Origin of the sequence: Novosphingobium sp. HII-3, assembly GCF_002916655.1 — a bacterium.
Lineage (GTDB): Bacteria > Pseudomonadota > Alphaproteobacteria > Sphingomonadales > Sphingomonadaceae > Novosphingobium > Novosphingobium panipatense.
Genome location: NZ_PPSM01000047.1, coordinates 1 through 17463 on the forward strand (window position 1 = coordinate 1; position 17463 = coordinate 17463).

14 protein-coding genes are annotated in these 17463 nt (G+C 65.1%); 5 read left to right on the forward strand and 9 right to left on the reverse strand.

The genetic code is table 11. The features are described from left to right. Positions 1-177: 177 nt before the first annotated feature. The gene (locus C2R25_RS15185) at positions 178-621 is read left to right on the forward strand and encodes an FCD domain-containing protein (protein ID WP_233204049.1); all 444 of its coding nucleotides are present in this window, start codon (positions 178-180) and stop codon (positions 619-621) included. Here C2R25_RS15185 and C2R25_RS15190 read toward each other — a convergent pair. Then, positions 598-1911 carry a dicarboxylate/amino acid:cation symporter gene (locus C2R25_RS15190; protein WP_103730015.1) on the reverse strand — a complete coding sequence of 438 codons (1314 nt, stop codon included), beginning with the start codon at positions 1909-1911 and terminating at the stop codon, positions 598-600. The genes C2R25_RS15185 and C2R25_RS15190 overlap by 24 nt on opposite strands. A gap of 430 nt (positions 1912-2341) precedes the next feature. Here C2R25_RS15190 and C2R25_RS15195 point away from each other — a divergent pair, with 430 nt between their 5' ends. After that, the gene (locus C2R25_RS15195) at positions 2342-3511 is read left to right on the forward strand and encodes a hybrid sensor histidine kinase/response regulator (protein WP_103730016.1); all 1170 of its coding nucleotides are present in this window, start codon (positions 2342-2344) and stop codon (positions 3509-3511) included. Positions 3512-3625: 114 nt separating this feature from the next. After that, positions 3626-5791, forward strand: coding sequence for a hypothetical protein (locus C2R25_RS15200; protein ID WP_103730017.1), 2166 nt, complete (start codon positions 3626-3628; stop codon positions 5789-5791). A gap of 18 nt (positions 5792-5809) precedes the next feature. Here C2R25_RS15200 and C2R25_RS15205 read toward each other — a convergent pair whose 3' ends face one another. The 6 genes from C2R25_RS15205 to C2R25_RS15230 are packed head-to-tail and all read right to left on the reverse strand — an operon-like array spanning position 5810 to position 10664. Next, positions 5810-6931, reverse strand: a complete 1122-nt coding sequence (locus C2R25_RS15205) for an alpha-hydroxy acid oxidase (protein ID WP_103730156.1) — start codon at positions 6929-6931, stop codon at positions 5810-5812. Beyond that, positions 6928-7608, reverse strand: coding sequence for a Fe2+-dependent dioxygenase (locus C2R25_RS15210; RefSeq protein ID WP_103730018.1), 681 nt, complete (start codon positions 7606-7608; stop codon positions 6928-6930). The genes C2R25_RS15205 and C2R25_RS15210 overlap by 4 nt, the downstream gene beginning before the upstream one ends. A gap of 57 nt (positions 7609-7665) precedes the next feature. Beyond that, positions 7666-8658, reverse strand: coding sequence for an FAD:protein FMN transferase (locus tag C2R25_RS15215; RefSeq protein ID WP_199183852.1), 993 nt, complete (start codon positions 8656-8658; stop codon positions 7666-7668). A 10-nt stretch (positions 8659-8668) separates the two neighbouring features. After that, positions 8669-9493 (reverse strand): DUF4198 domain-containing protein, encoded by an 825-nt coding sequence (locus tag C2R25_RS15220; protein ID WP_103730019.1) that lies wholly within the window; start codon positions 9491-9493, stop codon positions 8669-8671. A 29-nt stretch (positions 9494-9522) separates the two neighbouring features. Beyond that, positions 9523-10008, reverse strand: a complete 486-nt coding sequence (locus tag C2R25_RS15225; protein ID WP_103730020.1) for a DUF2271 domain-containing protein — start codon at positions 10006-10008, stop codon at positions 9523-9525. An 11-nt stretch (positions 10009-10019) separates the two neighbouring features. Further along, the gene (locus C2R25_RS15230; RefSeq protein ID WP_369825715.1) at positions 10020-10664 is read right to left on the reverse strand and encodes a PepSY-associated TM helix domain-containing protein; all 645 of its coding nucleotides are present in this window, start codon (positions 10662-10664) and stop codon (positions 10020-10022) included. A gap of 218 nt (positions 10665-10882) precedes the next feature. Between C2R25_RS15230 and C2R25_RS15235 the strand changes: the two genes are divergently transcribed. After that, positions 10883-11698: an energy transducer TonB gene (locus tag C2R25_RS15235; protein WP_233204051.1), complete on the forward strand. Its 816-nt coding sequence runs from the start codon at positions 10883-10885 to the stop codon at positions 11696-11698. 55 nt (positions 11699-11753) lie between these two features. Here the strand turns inward: C2R25_RS15235 and C2R25_RS15240 are convergent, their stop codons facing one another. Then, positions 11754-12134 (reverse strand): response regulator, encoded by a 381-nt coding sequence (locus tag C2R25_RS15240; protein ID WP_233204053.1) that lies wholly within the window; start codon positions 12132-12134, stop codon positions 11754-11756. An 84-nt stretch (positions 12135-12218) separates the two neighbouring features. After that, entirely contained in the window at positions 12219-15830 is a 3612-nt protein-coding gene (locus C2R25_RS15245) for a PAS domain S-box protein (RefSeq protein ID WP_233204055.1), read from the reverse strand. 342 nt (positions 15831-16172) lie between these two features. On the opposite strand from C2R25_RS15245, the gene C2R25_RS15250 reads away from it, so the two are divergent. Continuing rightward, positions 16173-17288 carry a BON domain-containing protein gene (locus C2R25_RS15250; protein ID WP_103730023.1) on the forward strand — a complete coding sequence of 372 codons (1116 nt, stop codon included), beginning with the start codon at positions 16173-16175 and terminating at the stop codon, positions 17286-17288. The last annotated feature ends 175 nt before the right edge of the window (positions 17289-17463 follow it).

The window sequence follows — 17463 nt, forward strand, 5'->3', positions numbered from 1 at the left end:
ACAACCAACATCCCTGTACCCGCCGTCCGGAACCCAAACGGCGGCGCTTCTCATGATGAGATGAAGGGGGTCAATTTTAGACGCCGATCACCCCGCTAAGGGGGTCAATTTTGCACGCCGCTCCACACCCGCCCCGATGCGGCGTCTCTGGAGCGGGGGCTTCACGCCTACATGCGGATGAACCCCGCCTCGTACGAGGAGGCGCTCGACGTCACGTCATTGCTGTTCAACGAACTGGCCACGGCTGCTGCCCGTTGCACGGAACCGCGCCTGCGCGCCCAGTTGTCGGTTCTGGCGGAGCGGTTGCCGGAGTGTTCGACGATGAGCGATTGCGGGCGCTTCGAAGTCGAATTCCAGGAGCTTCTCTTCCGTATGGTGCGCCGCCCGCTGTTCGAGATGCTGACCCGCGTGACGCTTCAGTACTCGACCGGGCACGCCGCACCGCAGATCTCCGTCTTCGACGAAGACGGCCCCTCGTGGCGGGATGGGCGCAAGCGGATCATTGCGGCGATCCTCGCCAATGATGCGGAACTGACGCGCTTCGAGGCGAACCGGCAGAATCGCGCCGTCATTATCGCTTACCTCAACGGGCGCGGTTCAGGTGCTGGCGGCATCGGGTAGCGGATCGCCACGCAAGGCAGCGGCGAGCTTTTCCCGGTCAAGCCTTCCCTCCCACCGCGAAACCACGATTGTCGCCATGGCATTGCCCACGAAGTTGGTGAGGCTGCGGCACTCCGACATGAAGCGATCGACGCCCAGGATCAGCGCCATGCCGGCGACCGGAACGGACGGCACGATCGAAAGGGTCGCCGCCAGCGTGATGAAGCCGGCACCCGTCACGCCGGCCGCGCCCTTGGACGAGAGCATGGCGACGCCGAGAAGCAGCAGTTGCTGCCCGAGTGTCAGTTCCACGTTGCAGGCCTGGGCGATGAACAGGGCGGCCAGGGTCATGTAGATGTTGGTGCCATCGAGGTTGAATGAATATCCCGTCGGTACGACGAGACCCACGACGGCTTTCGCGCAGCCCGCCCGCTCCATCTTTTCGATCAGCGCCGGCAGCGCGCTTTCGGAGGAGGACGTGCCCAGAACCAGCAGCAGTTCGCCCTTGAGGTAGGCGATCAGCTTCAGGATGGAGAAGCCGCACAGTCGGGCCACCGCGCCCAGGATGATGAGAACGAAAAGGAGTGACGTCGCATAGAAAGTGGCGACCAGCTGCAGCAGGTTTGCAAGGCTGCCCACGCCGTACCGACCGATGGTGAAAGCCATGGCGCCGAAGGCTCCGACCGGTGCCAGCCTCATCACGATCGCTACCAGCTTGAAGATGACGACCGATATGTCTTCCAGCAGCGACAGGGCCGGCGCGCCGCGATCGCCGATGGAGGCGAGCGAAATGCCGAACAGGATCGCCACCACCAGAACCTGCAAAATGTTGTCCTGCGCGAGGGAGGATACCAGCGTATCCGGGATCATGGCGTCGACGAAACCGGCGAGTGTGCTCTCGTGCGCCTTTTGGGAATACTGAGCCACCCTGCTGGCATCGAGGGAGGCCGGATCGATGTTCAGCCCGGCCCCCGGCTGAACGAGATTGGCGACGATCAAGCCCAAGATCAGCGCCAGCGTCGAGAAAAAGAGGAAGTAGGCGAACGCCTTGGCGGCCACACGGCCGACGGTGCCGAGGTCGCGCATGCCGGCGATACCGGTGACGATCGTGAGGAAGATGACCGGTGCGATCACCATCTTCACCAGCTTGATGAACATGTCGCCAAGCGGCTTCAGCGCTTCCCCGGTGGCGGGTTGGAAGTGGCCGAGCAACACGCCCGCCGTGATGGCGATGAGCACCTGGACATAGAGATGCGTGTACCAACGCCCCGGTGCGACAGGGGAAGAAGGGGCGGTCGAAACGGAGTGCATGGGTCGGACGTGATCCTGTCTGGCAAACGCAAGGGGCGAGACGCTTACCGGGCAAGGGAGTTCCTGTCTAATTCCACTTTCGAAAAGAAAATTTCTGCTCAAGTGCAAAGACTATCCGGATACGGATGGAGTCCATATCGCCCTGCGTTATTGGTTATAGATCAAGGTGATTCTTAAAAGATGAGCGCAGCGGCGCCCGTTTACATGATGCGGTCGCCACCCGGCATGGTTGTGAAGGAGCGATGAGCCCTTGATCTCTCGCCCGATAAGAAGCACCTTTCGACATGCGGGATCACTGAAGGCAGGAAATCGCTGTCGACACTTGCGGGGTGGCTGTGATGGGCGTGCTGATGATACCGGGCGAATATGGCACAAGACAGTGTGAACGGCCCGCCTCTACCGGGGTCGCGGGCTTGCAGGTGACTTTGCGATGTTGCCGCTGAAGGTGGACCTGGCTTCGAGCAGCCATGAGCTCGTTCGTGTCATGCTCGTGGCTGACAGACCGGCCAGCCTGCGCAGTCTTGAAGGCATATTGTCGCTTGATGACGTGGCGCTCATCACCGCGTCCTCGCCACAAGAGGCGCTGCACCTGCTGAAGGAGCATGAAATCGCCGTGGCTGTGCTGGACGTGGAGGAGCAGGGCACGGGCAGCTTTGAAATAGCCGAGCGGATGCGGGCCGATGACGGCCTTGGCCGCGTACCCATCATCTTCATAACACACGGCGATGCGGACAACTTCCGGCGCTTCCGCGGCTACGAAGCCGGGGCGGTGGATTACATCCAGAAGCCGGTGGTAGCCGATGCCCTGCGCGTAAAAACTGAAGTTTTCTGCGATCTGCATCGCCAACGCTGCCAGATTGAGGCGCAGCGGGCGGAACTTGCCGCCACCGCCAAGGCGCTGCACGAGGCCGACGCGCGCAAGGACCGCTTCCTTGCCGTGCTCGCCCATGAACTGCGCAATCCCGTGGCGGCCCTGATGAGCGGTCTGGATCTGCTGGGCCGCCCTCGGGGCATCGAGAGGGCCGACGAAATCCGCGCCCAGATGAGCCGGTTGCTGTTCCACCTGTCGCGGATGGTGGAAGATCTGCTCGACGTGGCGCGTGTCAGCGAAGGCAAGCTCTCGCTCAGGCTCGAGCGCATGGATCTGCGCCTGATCCTGACTTCGGCGGTAGAAGGAAGTCAGCACAACATTCAGGCCGCCGGACATACCCTTGCCGTCGACTTTCCCGCCGAGCCGATCATGATCGAGGCGGATCATACGCGGCTGGCGCAAGTGGTCGCCAACCTTCTTAACAACGCCGCCAAATACACACCCTCGGGTGGGAAGATCACCCTGTCGACGCAAGTGACCGGCAGGGACGTGGAAATCCGCGTCAGCGACAACGGCGTCGGCATCCCGGAGGCCATGCTGCCTCACATTTTCGGCATGTTCATCCAGGTCGACGGGCATCAGGCGCGGGCACAAGGAGGGTTGGGCATCGGCCTTGCGCTTGTTCGCCAGCTCGTTGCCCTGCATGGCGGCACGATCCGGGTCGAAAGTGAGGGTGAGGGGAAGGGTAGCACCTTTATCGTGACCCTTGCGCTGTCTCGCGTGGTGTAGCCGATCCGGCCGCGAGGGTTGATGCAGCAAAGCCGAAGAGGCTAAGGCCCATTGCGGGGCGTCTTGGTCAGGCAACAACGACAGGATCTCGGTTTGCTGCGGAAGAAATGGTCAATGCGCCGCTCGGCAGGATTGCGCAGGCGAGTGGCGGGAACGCTGACCCTGGGCGCATGGATGGCTGCCGGCACCTCTCTGGCCCAGTCGGCACCGTTCGAGCTTTCCGGCCCCGAACTCAAGGTTCAAGTCACCCGCAAGGGGCAGACTCTGCCTATCGGGAGGGTACCGAGCCTGGCGCCCGGTGACACCATCATCGTAAGGGGGGCGCTGCCCGAGAACCAGAGCACGAACTTCATGCTCATGTCCGCCTTCCTGCGCGGCGCCACCAATCCTCCGCCCGAAGAGTGGATCGACATCGCGCGGATCTGGAAGTCGAAGGAGAAGGACAACACCCTCACGCTTACCGTGCCGCCCGATGCGCGGCAGCTGGTGCTGCTCATGGTGCCTGAGACCGGTGGCGCTGAAGGCGTGCTCGAGGACGCAGTTCGCGGCAAGCCGGGCGAGTTCGTGCGCGCCAGCCAGGATCTCAACCAGGCCTCGCTCGATCACTCCCGGCTGACCGCATTCATGGCGGCCATTCGCGCGCAGGACGACAGCGGACCGGAATACCTGCGCACGGTGGCGCCGGTGCTGGCGCGCAGCCTTTCGATCAAGCTGCAGGAGGATTGTCTTCTCAAGGTGATCGAGCTTCAGGCATCGTGCCTGGTCCAGAACCGCGAGACGCTGGTGCTGAACGATGTTCACACAAGTTCCCTTGCCGATACCCTGACGGGCACGCCCACGGATCTGGCGCTTCGGCTCAGCGCGACCAAGGAGGCCGGCGGCGGGTATTACAGCCCCTACATCGCGGTCGCACGCGACGTGGCGCGCATCTTCGGGGCTTTCAGCAACCCGCAGTTCAATTATCTGGCCAGCCTGACGATGCGGCAGGACGACAGGCTGTCCCTTCTGCTGAACGCCGCGCCCTCGTTCCAGAAGCCCAAGTCCGTCATGGTCGCGGCCATGCCCGCGATCGAGGCTGACATACCGCCTCAACTGCGCAGCGCGGCCAAGGGTCCGATCTGCCTGTCTGCCGGGGCGGTGCTGCCCATCGAAGGCGCGCCGCTCATCTATTCGACGGATTTCGCGCACGCGATGAAGGTCACGCTGACGGCATCCTCCGGGCAGACGGTGGAGGTGCCGGTGACCCCGCGCGCGGACAAGGGCGGCTACGTGCTTTCCGGAGACCCGTTGCCGGAATCTTTCTCGGACGATCTGCGTGCACGGCTGCATGGGTCCTGGGGGTTCATACCCTTCGACGGGCCTGACTTCATCCTGCAGCGCCCCGGGGGCAAGGCCTGGCAGCCGGTGAGCGGTGCAGGCGCTCTTGTCGCCGGACGCAGCAACGAACTGCTGCTTGAAGGTCCCGCTCCGGCCTGTGTCGAAGGGGTGATGCTGCGGCGCGCCGATGGCTCGATGACGCCGCTTACGTGGAAGAACCAGGATGGGCGGCGCCTCAGTGTCACTGTACCGCTCGACGAAACGGCGTCTGGCGAGCTGAGCGTGGAGGTGCGGCAGCGTGGCCGCGCTACGGCGGAAATGGTGCCTGTCCAGGTGCAGAAGCGCAACGCGCCTGCCCGGCCCGAGGCCGAGGTTCTGGCCCGCACGATCTATCCGGGCTCGCCGTCGCAGGGCGCGCGTAGCCTGACGCTTACCGGCAAGGACCTGCTTCCCGACAATGGCGAGGTGGTGTTTTCACTAAGAGGCAAGGCGGGGCTGACGTTCGCGCGCGGCGATGTGGTGGAAATTGCGTCCGCCCAGGAGGAGGGCATCGCCCGGCTCACCCTGGGCAAGGGCTTGAAGCTGGAAAGCGCCGATGTTGCCGTTGCATCGCTGAGAGCAGCGGATCTTCCAGCGGGCACGTTCGGTCCGCTCCGCTTCAGGATCGTCCGCGAAGGCAAGGGTGCACCGGGCGAGTGGCATCCCCTTGTCACGCTCGTCCGCTTGCCGCGTCTTGAGGGCGTAACCTGCGATGCGCAGAAGGGCCAATGCACGGTTGCCGGCCGGGATCTGTTTCTCGTCGCTGCCGTTGCCGCCGACGATGCCTTCGCTCGGGGGATCGTCGTTCAACCAGGCTATACCGGACGGACCCTGACGGTGCCGCATCAGCCAACCGATGGTTCCCTGCGCTTGCGGCTGCGCGATGATCCGGCATCTGTCATCCGCCTGCCCCTCGACCGGTGAGAAACGGGCGGGGCGCTGCTATCGGTTAAGGGCGATCAGCCAATCGGGGCTCAACCCGCCCGGCGTGCGGCATCCCAGTTGGCCGAGAGCGGCTTCGAGTTCGGCGCGCAGAATCTGCAGCATATGCGCGACGCCCGGCAGCCCGGCGACCGCCAGGGCATGCATCTGCGGCCGCCCCACGAGCACGGCCTGTGCGCCCAGCGCCAGCGCCTTGATGATGTCGGTGCCTTGCCGCACGCCGCCGTCAAGCAGCAGCGGCACCTCTCCTCGCGTTGCGTCGATGACATCTGGAAGCATGTCCAGCGCACTGGGAAGACCGTCCAGCACACGCCCGCCATGATTGGAGAGGATGATGCCGTCCACGCCTTCGTCCACCGCCCGCGCGGCGTTCGCCCCCAGCAGCAAGCCCTTCAACAGCAGCGGGAGGCGTGTATTCCGCCGGAGCCACGCAAGATCGTCCCAGCCGGGGGCGGCGTCGGCCAGAGGTGTGCCGAAGAGGACCTGGCCACCGGGGGCCGCGGTATGCCGGGCCTGCGGCAGCCCGGCGAGGTTCACCGCCGACACCCCCTTTGGGAGCGTCATGCCCGTCGGCTTCAGGGCGGCGTCGATGGTCAGGACGATCGCCTCGTACCCTGCGGCTTCGGCACGGCGAACGAGTTGCAGGCTGTGCTCCCGCTCCGGCTGAAGGTACAGCTGGAACCATAGCGGAGCAGCGGCTTTGCCCAGTTCGGCCGCCATGCTCCGCGCCGCGGCTGCGACCTCTTCCAGGGAAATGCTGGCCAGCGTGCTGACGATCATGCCGGTGTCGAGCGCAGTGGCGGCACGGACGCAGGCCAGCTCGCCTTCGGAATGAGCGATCCTCTGGTAGGCCAGGGGTGCGAGGAGCAGGGGCGCCGCGTGCCTGCGCCCGAGCAGGTCCGTCGCCGTGCTGGCGCCCTTCAGCTTGACGAGCGCGCGCGGCAGCAGGCCGAGTCGATCGAACGCTTCCCGGTTCTGGCGCAGCGTGATTTCCCGGCCCGAACCCTGCTGTATGTGACGCCAGGCCTCTGCAGTAAGGTGCGCCTTTGCCCGCGCCTCATAGTCGGCAAGGGTGCGCAGGTCCTGCGGTATGCTTTGTAAAGGAGGCAGCGGCGCCATCATGTCGCTGACCACTGGCGAAGAAGGTTATGATAGACCTGCGTCAACGTGTCGACCGATGCGTGCTCCGGATGGTCCGTGGCAAGCGACTGGATCGCACCGTCCAGTTCGAACATCAGCCGCCGCTTTTCTGCCGAGGCGACGAAGCTCTGGGTCCAGAAGAACGAGGCGAAGCGCACCCCGCGCGTGACCGGCGCCACCCGGTGCAGGCTGGACCCCGGATAGACGATGAGGCTGCCGGCGCGGAGCTTGGCCGTGCGGGTGCCGAACATGTCCTCTATCACCAGTTCGCCGCCGTCGTACTCCTCGGGGTCCGAGAGGAAGAGCGTGCTTGAAACGTCGGAGCGCAGGTGTTCGCCCGTGCCCGGGACGGGGAAGATGGCGTTGTCCACGTGGTTCCCGTAATGCCCGTGGCCGTCGTAGCGCGAGAAGCGCGGCTGCAGCACGCGGGCGGGCAGGGCGGCGGCGATGAACAGCGGCGTCTGCGACAGCCGGTTCAGCACCCGCTCCGACAACTGCCGCGCCACAGGGTGATCGAGGGCAAGCTGTTTGTTGTCCTTCACCCTGGCGGCCCGGTGCCCGGCCGTGATGCGACCGTCGCTCCAATCGGTAGTTTCCAGCGCCTGACGGAACTCGCGAACTTCGGCGGCATCGAAGAGTTCGGGTATCTCTATGACCATGGTGTTCCTATTCCACCGGCGTCGTCCGCTGGCAATCGGAGCCGGCTCTCAACGGGATCAGGCCGCGCCTTGGGAGGCGTCTTCGCGGACCAGCATGTCTTCCAAGGCAGGGCTGATCCATTCCTCCACGGTCGCTCCGCTGCGGGTCAGTGCGCGTACGCGCAGACCTTCCCGGGCAGCCAGCGTCCGCATCGACGCCGGCGCATGGACGCTGAGGGCGGTGGCCCAGGCATCGGCCCACATCGCGGAGGAATGGATGACGCTGACTGCCATGGCGTGCTCGACGGGAGCGCCGCTTCGCGGATCTATCGTGTGATGACCCCGGACGTAGTCGCCGGAGGTGGCGACCGCGAGCTGGTGGAGAGCGACGCGCAGGGGCGCTGCCATGTCCGAAGGTGTCTCAAGGTCCACCCACCAGGGATCTCCGTCGGGCCGGAGCCCGCGACCGACCAGTTCGCCGCCGATCTCCACCAGCGCATGCTCGTAGCCGTGATCCTGCAGGAGAGCGGCGAGCGCATCCACCGCAAAGCCCTTGGCTATGCCCGAAAGGTCGAGGTGCAGGCCACCTGGCTGCCGCAGGCGCCGCGAGGGGGCCTCGAAGGCGAGATGGTGGAAGCCCGATCGTGCCTTCGCCGCTGCTATCCCGGTGGGCGTGGGCGCGCCGGTTGCCCCGACCGGCCCATGGCCCCAGATGTCGACGAGCGCGCCGATCGCCGGATCGAAGGCGCCGCCCGACCGTTCCGCCACGTCAAGCGCGGCCTCCATCACAAGGGCGAAATCGGACGGCAGGCCGACCCACTCTCCGCCAGGCGCCGCGTTGAAGCGGGTGAGCACGGAATCGCAGCGCCAATGGCTCATCTGCGCCAGAATGTCCTCGAGCCGCCCTTCGATCGCCGAGGTCAGGCCCGGAAGGTCAAGGTCAGCGCTGCGGGGAAGCCGCACGCGCCAGGTCGTGCCCATGGTCTCGCCGTCCACAGCGATGACCGGCAGGCCCTGGCGCCAGGTGGCGAAGCAGCCCGGATCAATCTCATGAGGGACGGCGAGGCGCATGGCAGGCTCGTCAGGGAGCCACGACTTCCAGCGTGGTGGTGAAGCTCATGCGGCGGGTGGACGCGCGCTTGTCCTCGGGCTTGGCGTCCTCCGCGCTGGCGCTGAGCCAGTGCCAGCCGGCAACCGGCCATTTCACCGCCACCATGCCGTCCGCGCCGGTCGTCAGTTCCTGCGCCTCCTCGGCGCTGCGATACTTCTTGCCACCCGGGACTACAGTAACCTTCACGCCGGCTGCAGGCTTGCCGTCGATGAGGAAGCGGAAGCGGGCCTCTTCGTCGGCAACCAGTTCGGAAGGGTGCGTGACGGGATCGAACTCAAGGCCCTTGCCGGTCAAAGCGATCTTCGTAGGCGCCCCAGCGGTGACGTAGACGTAGTTGCGGGCGGTATTTTCAGCGAGCTTGATATCCGTGGCGTTGGCCGGGATCTCGGCGGGCGTCGCGACGGCGTTGGTCGCACCGGCGGGGCGACGGCCGCCCACGCGCCACTGGTCGGCGCCCAGCTTGAACGTCCCGGCGATGGACACGCGCTCCGTGCCGATCCTCCAGGTGCCGGGCTTGTTCACGGCCACGTCGAAGGTGCCGCGATAGCGTCCCTTTGCCGCGTTCTCGATCTCGCCCTTGCTGCCGTCGGGGGCCCAGACGGATATCTGCGCAGGGTCCATCGCCACGTGATCGGGGTAGAAGAGGTCGTTGGAGACGGCGGCATCGACCGTCACATACTCCTTGGTGGTCGCCAGGTTGCTCGTCGAGGGCAGAAGCCACATGCGATGAGCGAGAGCGGGCGTGGCGAGCACGGACGAAGCCGCGGCCGCGATCAGGATGGTGCGAAGGCGCATGTGTGTTCCCCTTGAGTGATGCAGATATGTCAGCGAATGGTGATCGAGCCGAGTTCGGTCTTGCCCGAACCGGAACCCTTGCCACCCACCGTGAAGGGCACCGAGACGAGTTCGCGCCCCCCCGTTTCCCGTGCAGCCTCGACCTTGAGCACGTACTGGCCCGAGGGGAGGTTCGCCGGTATAGCTACGGTGTAACGGCCTGGCCCGCGGGTGGCGCCGCTCACGCCGTCGGCAGGCAACTTGAGCGAGCGGCCCCCCTTCCGCCACCAGGTGCGCAGGTCGGCCAACCACTTCGTGCCGGGCTCGTTGCCGCGCTTCTTGACGTCGTACCACACGAACAGCGTCCGCGCGGCGCCCCCGGCAGCCGGCTCCAGCCAGCCGGCGACGTAGGGGCGGTGATACTCGGCCACCTTGATCTGCGGGATCGTGATCGTGACCGACGCCGCCAGCGCAGGCGTGGCGATAGTACCGGCGGCGAGCAGGGGCAGGGCAGGTAGGATCTTCGATCGTGTCATCGCGGTTCTCGTCAGTGAATGAAAAAGAGGGCCAGGAACAAAGGGACAAGCAGGCTCAATCCCACGAGCGGCCAGGTCGTTGGACGGTGCCGGGCGTGCAACTGCAGCAGGAACAGGCCAGTGATCGTGAAGAGGAGGCAGGCGCCTGCGAAGATGTCAATGAACCACGACCACGCGCCGCCCGTGTTGCGGCCCTTGTGAAGATCATTGAGGTAGGAAATCCATCCCCGGTCAGTGCTTTCCGACTGTACGTCGCCGGTCGTCCGGTCGATGCTGACCCAAGCGTCCCGGCCTGGACCCGGCATCGCCACATAGACTTCATCCTCGCCAGACCAGTCCGCCGCGCGCCCGGTCGGATCAAGGTGGACGGCCTGGGCGACGGCCTCCGCGACTTCCGGGGGGAGGGGCGCGGTCGATCCGCCGGCGGCGGGAAGCCTTGCGAGCAGGCTTTGCGGAAGTCTGCCCTCGTTCTGCGTGACCACCGGCTCCGCGCCGATCGACGCAGCGTGATTAAGCGTGATGCCAGTCACGGAAAAGAGAAGCATGCCGATGAGCGAGACTGCGGCGCTTACCCAGTGCCAGGTGTGTAGCTGCTTGAGCCAGAAAGCGCGCCGCTTTTTGCCCTTCTTCACGTCCGCAACCGGTTTCGGGCGCAGTGCATGGCGTTGGTCGCCGATCGCCGATCCGCCAGCCCGAGAGTTCGCGGGGTGTCGTTCAAGGGCATCGGCGGTCTCCAAATTCGATTCCTTCAGCTTCAGCGGACAAGAGGGGCAGGACTACGGGTTTGTTTCCCGCGCGTTACTGTCCCTCTGGACGGCTTCGTGTGTAGTGTATATGCAAATCACTCGCAATAGAGGTTGGCTGGAGGTTACAATTGGCGACAGTTGCCGTGCTTGCCCCGGAGAGGCGTGACCATTCTCCAGCCGTTCCCGAAGCGCGCCTTGCGTACGGGAACACTGCGGCAGCGAGCGATGCCGAACCCGTTCTCGCTGGTCTAGCTACCGAGCGATCGTGCTACAGTCCTGCCCGCCTGAACCTGTCTGCCGTCGTGGCGTCCGCAGCGATGCTCGGCGCTCTGGTCGGGGCGCTGGCGACAGTGAACGTGGTGGGCAAGCACGAGCAGCGACCGCATCTTTCTGTCGTGGAAGTGCGGGAGCTGGACACGACACCGCCGCCCCCGCCCCTGCCCCCGGAGCCAAACCGCCTCGAGAGGCCGAAGCCTGCCATGATCGAAACGGCGGCGACGAAGCCGATGATCGAGCTGCCAAGTTCAGGTCCGACGCAGATCATGACGGATGCACCGCCGCCGCCGACACCGGCGCAGGTCACACCCGTACGCGAAAGCACAATGCCCGTCGCGCAAACACCGTCCGCCCCGTCGTCGAGTCGGGCGGCGAGCACGCTCGAAGGCGGTGACCTCTCCAGCCGGGTGCTCTCGGCGAAGCCGCCGGTCTACCCGGTCGAAGCCCGCCGCGCCCGCGAACAGGGCGTAGTGAAGCTTCTCGTGCTTGTCGGAGTGGACGGGGAGGTGAAGGATATCGCCGTGGCGTCGAGCAGCGGCAGTTCGCGCCTCGACACTGCGGCCCTGAAAGCGGTCCGGCGGTGGCGCTGGGTTCCGATGATGAGCAACGGCCTCGCCACGGCCGTGCGGGGGTATGTCACGATACCGTTCGTGCTGACGAAATCCTGAGAAAGCCGCACCGGCGGTCGGGCCGGGGGCTGCCGGGCAGGGTCTCGGGCGGGGGTCAGCGCTCCTTCAGCGCGGTTTGCAGGCGCTTCATGGCCTCTTCCAGCTGTGCGGAGCTGTACGGTTTATCGAGCCTGGCGGCAGGCTGATGTTCAAGGCCCTGTTCGAACCCGCCACTCGCAATGGCGACAGGCACATTGCGCTCGGCCAGTTCAGCGATAACCGGATGCGCCTTCTCGCCCGCAAGGTTGAGGTCGATCACGGCCACGTCGTAATTGCCGGCGGTCGCCCCTTCGAGCGCGGCGGAAAGCGTGGCGTAGGGTCCGACCACCTCGCAGCCGAGATCCGCGAGCATTTCTTCCAACAGCATCGAGACGAGGAATTCATCCTCGGCCACCAGCACTCGCATGCCTTCAAAATCGGGTACTTCGTTCGGCACTGTGCTGTCCTTCAACTTGCGTCTGCGACAACGCCCTGCGCCGTGCCGCTATAGGCATCGCATGATGCCTTGAGCAAGCGACATTCAGCCTTCGATGATCTCCCGGATACGCGCGGCGAGGGTGTCCATCGCGAACGGCTTGGTGATCATGGCCATCCCCGGCTCGAGAAAGCCCGAGGCGACGGCCGCATTTTCGGCATAGCCGGTCATGAAGAGAACCTTGAGATCCGGGCGTGAAATACGCCCGCCATCGGCGACCTGCCGCCCGTTGAGCCCCGGCAGGCCGATATCGGTCATCAGCAGGTCAATGCGCTGGTCCGACTGCAGGATCTCCAGCCCCGCCGGGCCGTCGGCGGCTTCGAGGGCGTGGTAACCGAGGCTGTCGAGCACTTCGAGGATGAGGCCGCGAACCACCGCTTCATCCTCGACGACCAAGACGACTTCGCCGGACTTGGCAGGTGGAGGTGCCTTTATCTCGTGGGTCGCTTCGCCTGGCAGTTCGGCACCGTGATACCGTGGAAGATAGAGCTTGATCGTCGTGCCGATGCCTTCTTCGGAATAGATCCGTGCGTACCCTTCGGACTGGCGCGCGAAGCCGTAGATCATCGACAGCCCGAGGCCAGTTCCTTGTCCGATCGGCTTCGTCGTGAAGAAGGGTTCGAAGGCACGCCCCGCCACGTCGCGGCTCATGCCGACACCTGTATCCGTGATCGCGACACACACATATTCACCCGGCTTCACGTCCCGTTCGTGGGCGGGGTGGAAATGATCGAGCCGCGCGTTGCATGTCTCGATGGTCAGCTTTCCGCCATCCGGCATCGCATCACGCGCGTTGATGACGAGATTGAGGATAGCGCTTTCCAGCTGATTGGGATCGCAGCGCGTAAGCCACAGATCGTCCGGCAGCACGAAAGCCAGGTCGATGTTCTCCCCAAGGGTTCGCCGCAGCATATCTTCCATCGAACCAATGAGCGGATTCGTTTGCACCGGACGGGGATCGAGCGGTTGCCGACGCGAGAAAGCCAGAAGGCGGTGCGTTAGGGCTGCCGCCCGCTCCGCCGAGGTCCTTGCGCCGGTCAGCCAGCGCTCGAGATCCTGCGTCTGTCCTTTCTGCAGACGGCTCTGCATGACATCAAGACTGCCGCTTATGCCCTGCAACAGGTTATTAAAATCGTGAGCAATGCCGCCAGTGAGCTGGCCGACAGCTTCCATTTTCTGGCTCTGCCGCAAGGCTTCTTCTACCGCCCGCTGCTCGGTGATATCGCGGCCTACAGCGTGGATGCGGCGCTCATCGGGCACGGCAGTCCAGGCGAGAAGACGGTAATCGCCATCCTTGGTCCGATAGCGGTTCTCGAATGCCACCGTTCGCCGCCCGATGGACAGCCGCGCTACTTCCCTCGACGTGGCTTCGACGTCGTCCGGATGAATGAAGCTGCTGATACGATGTCCGATCATCTCGCCTTCGTTCCAGCCCAGCAGGCGCTCGGCCGAAGGATTGACGGCCGTAATCACCCCGTCGAAGTCGCAGACCAGCATGAGATCGCGGCTGATCGACCAGAGCCGGTTCCGGTCCTGAGCGTAAGCGGCCTCGGCCTGCTTCTGCGCCTCGATCTCGGTGTGAGTGCCGACCCACGCCGAGATGCTGCCGTCCGTATGCGTCAACGGTACGGCGCGGGCGAGGTGCCATCGGTACTGCCCGTTGCTGTCGCGCAGCCGCAGTTCCGTGTCGTAGATGGCACCCGTCGCAACCGCGTGGGACCAGCGCTCCTCTACCACGGCGCGATCATCGGGGTGAACGAGCCGCAGCCACCCATTGCCGTCGAGGGCCCCGTGCGCTTCGCCCGAGTAGAGGTAGACGCGATCGTTGAACCAATCGAGCCAGCCGTCGGCATGTGCCGTCCAGACTTGCGTCGGCATGTTCTGCGCGAGCGCACTGAACTGCGCTTCGCTCTTTTCAAGGGCCTGACGGGTGCGCCGGCGTTCGGTTACGTCCCGAACGGCGCCAACCATGCGGATGGGCCGACCAGCGGCGTCGTACTCGAACTCGGCCTTGCGTTCGATGACCCGCTCATCCCCGGTGTCGGCGCGGCGGATGCGATATTCGACATCGCGAGGCGACACGCCTGTGCTGCGGCGCAGGTGGTCGGACGACAGGTGGCGATCTTCAGGGACGATGATCTGCTCGAACTGTTCGGCGGCGATCGGGCCTTGCTGAGGCAGGCCGAAGATGCGGCAGAACTCGTCCGTGCCGCTCACTGTGTTCTGGATGATATCGACGGAGAACAGACCCACGCCGCCGGCGACCTGCGCCCGCCTGAGGTGTTCTTCACTGAGCCGCAGCGCTTCCTTGGCCCTGTGTTCGAACGTATGGTCCTGCATGAGCTTGACGAAACCGATCGCGTTGCCGGCCTCGTCGCGCAGCGGGGTCATCTCGCTCAGGCCCCAGAGCCGCTCTCCGGTCTTGCTCAGGTGCCAGCGGGCATCGTGGGCACGTCCGAATTCCAGCGCCTCCCGGCGTTTGGCGGCCGGGCGACCTGCGGCCCGGTCTTCCGGCGTGAAGAATACGTCGATGGGACGCCCGAGCATCTCCTGCTCCGTCCACCCGAGCATCGCGACGGCGCCTGCGTTCCACAGTGTGATGCATCCGTCGAGATCCGCAGCGACGATCCCGTAGTTCGTCGCACCGTCAAAAATCTGCCGGTGATACTCGTCCCGCTCCCGCAGTTGTTCTTCTGCCCGCACGCGTTGGATATGCGCCCAGGATCGGTCGGTCACTTCCCTCATGACGCTGAGTTCATAAGGCGTCCAGCGATGCGGTTCGCTGCGGTGTGCGGCCATCAGCGCGATGAGCCGCCCCTCCTTCACCAAGGGAAGGCAGATGGTTGCGGTTATGCCGATGTCCTGGAAGGTCTGCGCCTCTTCAGGGGCGATTTCGATCGTGTTGTCGTTGATGATGAGGGGGCGCCCGGCGGACAGTTCGCCGACGGCACGCTTTCCGAAGCTTGTCAGGCTGTAGTGCCCCACGATCGAGGGCGCGTCGGGTGCGTGCCAGTTGTCCCGGATCGTGAAGCCATCGCCATCAGGGTCCATGTCGGCATAGGCGCAGTTCGACAGGCCAAGGTGGTGGGCGGTGAGCCGGGTCGTGGTGCTGAGGATCTCGGTCGCGCTGCGGGAGGACGCCACGGCCATGCTTAGTTCGTCAAGGAAGCGTAGTCTTCCCTCGCTCTCCTCAAGCGCGGCCCGCGCCTTGTAGGCCTCCGTCGTTTCCACCACGAAGGCGAGGACGCCGGCCGGTTTCCCATCGTCGCCGGGGACCGGGGAATAATCCAGATTGAGCCAGACCTGCTCCGGCCTGCCGTTGCGGTGAAGCGTGAGTTCGTGATCGCGATAGCTGAGCGTCTTGCCCGCCAGGCCGACCTTCATCACGTTCGCGTTGAACTCTGCGACCTCTTCCCAGCCATCAAGAACTCTGCAGCCGAGAAGGCGATTGTCGCGTTCGCCGGCGAACTGGGCATAGGCGTCGTTGTAGATCATGACGCCTTCGGGACCCCAGAGGAGGACCAACGGCACCTGGCACGGCAGCATCATGGCGATCGTGTGCCTCAGGCTCACCGGCCATGTCTCGATCGGGCCAACCGGAGTACTGGCCCAGTCAAAGGCGGCAATACGGCGCGCGAGATCACCTTCGAGTTTCATGAACCCGGCTTCGTTGCTCTCGCTTTGCGCCATTACCCCTGTTCAGTCCCTTTGCGTCGCCGGCGGAGCGTACCCGTGCCCCGGCATCGGAGCGCAAACCTCAGCGCGCCTAACTGTTCCCTCTTCCCATGAAGTGAAGGGTATTGCCAGCAGGAACCATGTCCGGCCACGCCCGAAATGACCACGCGATGTGCCGTCTTGCGACGGATGCCCTCGCTCCCGGGGCGGACAGTGGATCAAACCGCCTTACCTGCCGTTGAAGTAGCATGCGCATGAGAGAGGGCCCCTGCTTCAGGCGGCTTTGTCGGATGTGCCCTGTACTTGTCTTCAAGGAGAGATTCGATGAATCGACGTGACACCAGCACAGGCGACCGCCAGACCGGAGGTTACCACAGTGAGGACCACGACTGGAGTTCGTCGCGGCAGGCCAATCAGTGGCAAGGGGACATGGGTCGCCAGGCCGGCGGCGGCTGGGAGAGTAACGACTGGCAGGATAACCGTTACCGCAGCGATGAAGGGTCCCGCGATGACTCGCGCGACTTCGGCCGCCGGTATCGTGGGGGACGCAGCCATGGCGAGAACCGTTTCCGCGGCGAGGATCGCTGGTCCGACCGCGAACCGCGCAGCCGTCGCCCCGGGTACGGCGCGAGGTCCGATCACGAGGAAAGCCGCGGCGGCAGGAACGAAAGCTATCGCTTCTCGGGTGACCGCGACACCGGCTCGCGCTACCCTGCGCGTGACTACGACGCGAGCGGTGGCAACGATTTCTCCAGCTTCACCAGCGAGGATTACGGCGGCCGGGACTTCTCATCCGGCCGGGCCGGGCTGTCAGGCGGCATGCGCTCCAGCGGCTCCTACCGGCCCAGCTACGGCCCGGGAAGCTGGGGCGGCAGCAACGATTATGGCGGCTGGCGCGAGTACGGGGAGAGCCGCGGCTTCCTTGAACGCGCGGGCGACGAGATCGCGAGCTGGTTCGGCAACGAAGATGCGCAGCGCCGCCGCGAGGAAGACCATCGCGGGCGCGGGCCTTCCGACTACACCCGTTCGGATGAGCGCATCAAGGAGGACGTGAACGACGTGCTCACGCACGACTGGCGCCTCGACGCGAGCCACATCCGCGTCAATGTGAAGGACGGCGAGGTCACGCTGGAAGGCACGGTGGACAGCCGGCAGGCCAAGCGCCGCGCAGAGGACCTGAGCGACGACATCTCCGGTGTTCGCCACGTGCAGAACAACCTGCGGGTTCATGCCACCGGGACCACCGCCACGGGCAGTGGAAGCGGCTGGAGCAGCAGCAGCACCGGCAGCACGGGACGTTCGGATTATTCGGCGGGTCAGACCAGCGGCACGTCATCCGCCTCGTCCGCCCTCGGCGGGGCCGGTTCAGCCACCGGTGCGACCACCGGCACGGCGACGGGCTCGGGTACTTCCGGCTCCGGTGGGAAAACCGGAGGCTGAGCGCCTTCGCCGGATGCGAAAAAGGGGAGCCGATGGCTCCCCTTTTTTTATGCCGCGCACATGATGCACTGAAGGCCGATATGTGACTTCGAAGTGTCCACCATCTCGGGCGGGTGAGCGGCCGGCGATAGTGGTGGAGTGGTCCGCCGTTCAGTTGCAGGCGTCATTCTCCGTC

What these genes read in the sequence shown, in the direction of transcription:
- C2R25_RS15205 (WP_103730156.1), bottom strand. Translation starts at nt 6,931, where the DNA reads ATGATGGCGCCGCTGCCTCCTTTACAAAGCATACCGCAGGACCTGCGC.
- C2R25_RS15250 (WP_103730023.1), top strand. Translation starts at nt 16,173, where the DNA reads ATGAATCGACGTGACACCAGCACAGGCGACCGCCAGACCGGAGGTTAC.
- C2R25_RS15215 (WP_199183852.1), bottom strand. Translation starts at nt 8,658, where the DNA reads ATGCGCCTCGCCGTCCCTCATGAGATTGATCCGGGCTGCTTCGCCACC.
- C2R25_RS15220 (WP_103730019.1), bottom strand. Translation starts at nt 9,493, where the DNA reads ATGCGCCTTCGCACCATCCTGATCGCGGCCGCGGCTTCGTCCGTGCTC.
- C2R25_RS15245 (WP_233204055.1), bottom strand. Translation starts at nt 15,830, where the DNA reads ATGAAACTCGAAGGTGATCTCGCGCGCCGTATTGCCGCCTTTGACTGG.
- C2R25_RS15185 (WP_233204049.1), top strand. Translation starts at nt 178, where the DNA reads ATGAACCCCGCCTCGTACGAGGAGGCGCTCGACGTCACGTCATTGCTG.
- C2R25_RS15200 (WP_103730017.1), top strand. Translation starts at nt 3,626, where the DNA reads ATGCGCCGCTCGGCAGGATTGCGCAGGCGAGTGGCGGGAACGCTGACC.
- C2R25_RS15195 (WP_103730016.1), top strand. Translation starts at nt 2,342, where the DNA reads ATGTTGCCGCTGAAGGTGGACCTGGCTTCGAGCAGCCATGAGCTCGTT.
- C2R25_RS15210 (WP_103730018.1), bottom strand. Translation starts at nt 7,608, where the DNA reads ATGGTCATAGAGATACCCGAACTCTTCGATGCCGCCGAAGTTCGCGAG.
- C2R25_RS15190 (WP_103730015.1), bottom strand. Translation starts at nt 1,911, where the DNA reads ATGCACTCCGTTTCGACCGCCCCTTCTTCCCCTGTCGCACCGGGGCGT.
- C2R25_RS15225 (WP_103730020.1), bottom strand. Translation starts at nt 10,008, where the DNA reads ATGACACGATCGAAGATCCTACCTGCCCTGCCCCTGCTCGCCGCCGGT.